This window comes from Methylobacterium aerolatum, from assembly GCF_022179085.1.
Classification (GTDB): domain Bacteria; phylum Pseudomonadota; class Alphaproteobacteria; order Rhizobiales; family Beijerinckiaceae; genus Methylobacterium; species Methylobacterium aerolatum.
The window spans coordinates 1-2,466 of sequence record NZ_BPQE01000030.1; the positions used below are offsets into that span (position 1 = coordinate 1).

2 protein-coding genes and 1 pseudogene are annotated in these 2,466 nt (G+C 69.3%); all 3 read left to right on the forward strand.

Annotation, left to right across the window (positions count from 1 at the left end):
• The first annotated feature begins 101 nt into the window (after nt 1-101).
• The 3 genes and pseudogenes from tnpA (at nt 102) to tnpC (ending at nt 2,453) form a co-directional block, all read left to right on the forward strand.
• Nucleotides 102-509, forward strand: a complete 408-nt coding sequence (tnpA, locus tag MFF06_RS18890; protein WP_238206830.1) for an IS66-like element accessory protein TnpA — start codon at nt 102-104, stop codon at nt 507-509.
• On the forward strand, nt 506-862 hold the full coding sequence (tnpB, locus tag MFF06_RS18895) for an IS66 family insertion sequence element accessory protein TnpB (protein ID WP_238206832.1): 357 nt from the start codon (nt 506-508) through the stop codon (nt 860-862). The genes tnpA and tnpB overlap by 4 nt, the downstream gene beginning before the upstream one ends.
• A 68-nt stretch (nt 863-930) precedes the next feature.
• Nucleotides 931-2,453 (forward strand): annotated as a pseudogene (tnpC, locus tag MFF06_RS18900) (IS66 family transposase).
• The last annotated feature ends 13 nt before the right edge of the window (nt 2,454-2,466 follow it).

Below are 2,466 nucleotides of genomic sequence, written 5' to 3' on the forward strand. Positions count from 1 at the left end.
CGTAAGCGCTGTCTGGGCGCCACCTTCCGGCAAACGGTGTGAAGGCGACATACGGAGCGGCATGGGAGCTCCGTCACATGTCGATGTCAGGGCGTATGGCTATGTCGGAGCCGATCCGGCGCCTGGAGCTGTTCACCGGGGCCGGCCGGCGGCGCACGTGGTCTGATGAGGAGAAGGCGGCCATCGTCGCCGAGAGCGATGGGCCGGGCACCTCGATCAGTGCGGTGGCGCGCAGACATGGATTGAGCGCCTCGCAGCTGTTCACGTGGCGACGCCTGGTGCGTCAGGGGCGGGGACACGACGGCGAGCGCCCATTGCAGTTCGTACCGGCCGTGATGAGTGTGGGACCACAGGAGCCGACCCTGGCCGAGATGAGCCCCGGGGTGGGGGAGCGATGCGGCGGCCACAGCATCGAAGTTGAGATCGCTGGCGCCACGGTCCGCATCGCTCAGGGCGCGAGCCCGGCTCAGATCGCGGCGGTGATCCAGGCGCTGAAGGCTTGCCCATGATCGGGCCCTCCGGTGCGGTGCGCGTGATGTTGGCCACACGGCCGGTGGACTTCCGCAAGGGCATGGATGGGCTGGCCGCTCTGGTCCGTGACGCGATGGGCGCGGACCCCTTCTCCGGCACGGTCTACGTGTTCCGCTCAAAGCGGGCCGACCGGGTGAAGCTCTTGGTCTGGGATGGAAGCGGGCTGGTCCTCGCGACCAAGCGTTTGGAGGCGGGTCAGTTCTGTTGGCCGAAGATCGAGGACGGCGTGGTGCGGCTGAGTGCGGCGCAGCTCGCGGCGCTCGTGGAAGGCTTGGACTGGAAGCGCGTCCATGCGGCGCGTCCCGTGGGCGTGCCAGCGGTTGCCGGCTGAGCAAAAAGGCTGGCGGACGGGCTTCATCGCGGTAGTAAGCCACTGGCAAATCTGATCTAATCTTCTTCGTGGCCGCGCCTGCTTCGCCCTCGTCCGACGATCCCGAGACGCTCAAGGCGCTGCTCGCCGAGGAGCGCGCCGAGAACGAGCGGCTGCGCCAGATCATCCTGGCCATGCAGCGCCACCGCTTCGGCCGCCGCGCCGAGAGCCTGCCTGAGGATCAGCTTCTGCTCGGGCTGGAGGAGGCTGAGCAGGTCGAGGCCGCGGGCTTTGCCGACGAGGAGAATGAACCGGCCAAGCAGGAGGCGCGGAGGGCCAAACGGCGCACGAACCGCGGGGCGCTGCCCGCCCACCTGCCGCGGGTCGAGTGCCTCGTCGATATCGACAGCACCGCCTGTCCATGCTGCTCGGGTGCCCTGCACCGGATCGGCGAGTCCGTGTCCGAGCGCCTCGACGTGGTGCCGGCACAGTTCCGGGTGCTGGTGATCCGGCGCCCGCGCTACGCGTGCCGCGCCTGTGGAGACGCGGTCGTGCAGGCACCCGCGCCGGCGCGGCTGATCGAGGGCGGACTACCCACCGACGCTCTCATCGCGCAGGTCCTCGTCTCCAAATATGCCGACCACCTGCCGCTCTACCGGCAGGCGCAGATCTTTGCCCGCCAGGGCGTCAGCCTCGACCGTTCGACGCTGGCCGACTGGGTCGGGCGCGCCGCCTTCCTCCTCCGGCCCGTGCACGCGCGGCTGCTGGAGACGCTCAAGCACTCGGGCAAGCTGTTTGCCGACGAGACCACGGCACCGGTGCTCGATCCGGGCCGCGGCCGCACCAAGACCGGCCAGCTTTGGGCGTATGCGCGCGACGACCGACCCTGGGGCGGATCGGATCCGCCGGGCGTTGCCTACGTGTACGCCCCCGACCGCACGGCTGGACGACCGATCGCACATCTCTGCGGGTTTGCGGGCGTGCTCCAGGTCGACGGCTACGCGGCCTACGAGAGCTTGGCCAAGGGCGGCGCGGTGCGGCTGGCCTACTGCTGGAGCCATGTGCGTCGGCAATTCTATGACCTTGCCGCGGCCTCGCCGATTGCCACGGAGGCGCTGTCGCGCATCGCCGCGCTCTACCGGATCGAAGCCGATATCCGCGGGCGTCCGGCCGAGGAGCGCCGGGCCGCCCGTCAGGAGCGAAGCCGGCCGGTGGTCGAAGCGCTGGAGCCGTGGCTGCGGGAGAAGCTCGACCCCCTGAGCCGCAAGAGCAACCTCGCGGAGGCGATCCGCTACGCCCTGAGCCGCTGGCAGGGCTGAGCCTGTTCCTCCATGATGGGCGCGTGGAGATCGACTCCAACACTGTCGAGCGCGCGATCCGGCCTCTGGCTTTGAACCGGAAGAATGCCCTGTTCGCTGGCTCGGACGGCGGAGGCGAGCACTGGGCGGTGATCGCCTCGCTGGTCGAGACCTGCAAGCTCGTCGGCGTCGAGCCGCAGGCCTACCTGGCCGACGTCATCACCCGCATCGTCGAGGGCCATCCGCAGCGGCACCTCGATGATCTGCTGCCATGGGCTTACCAGCCAACGCCAGCCCTCAAAGCCGTGGCTTGAGGACACCGCTTAC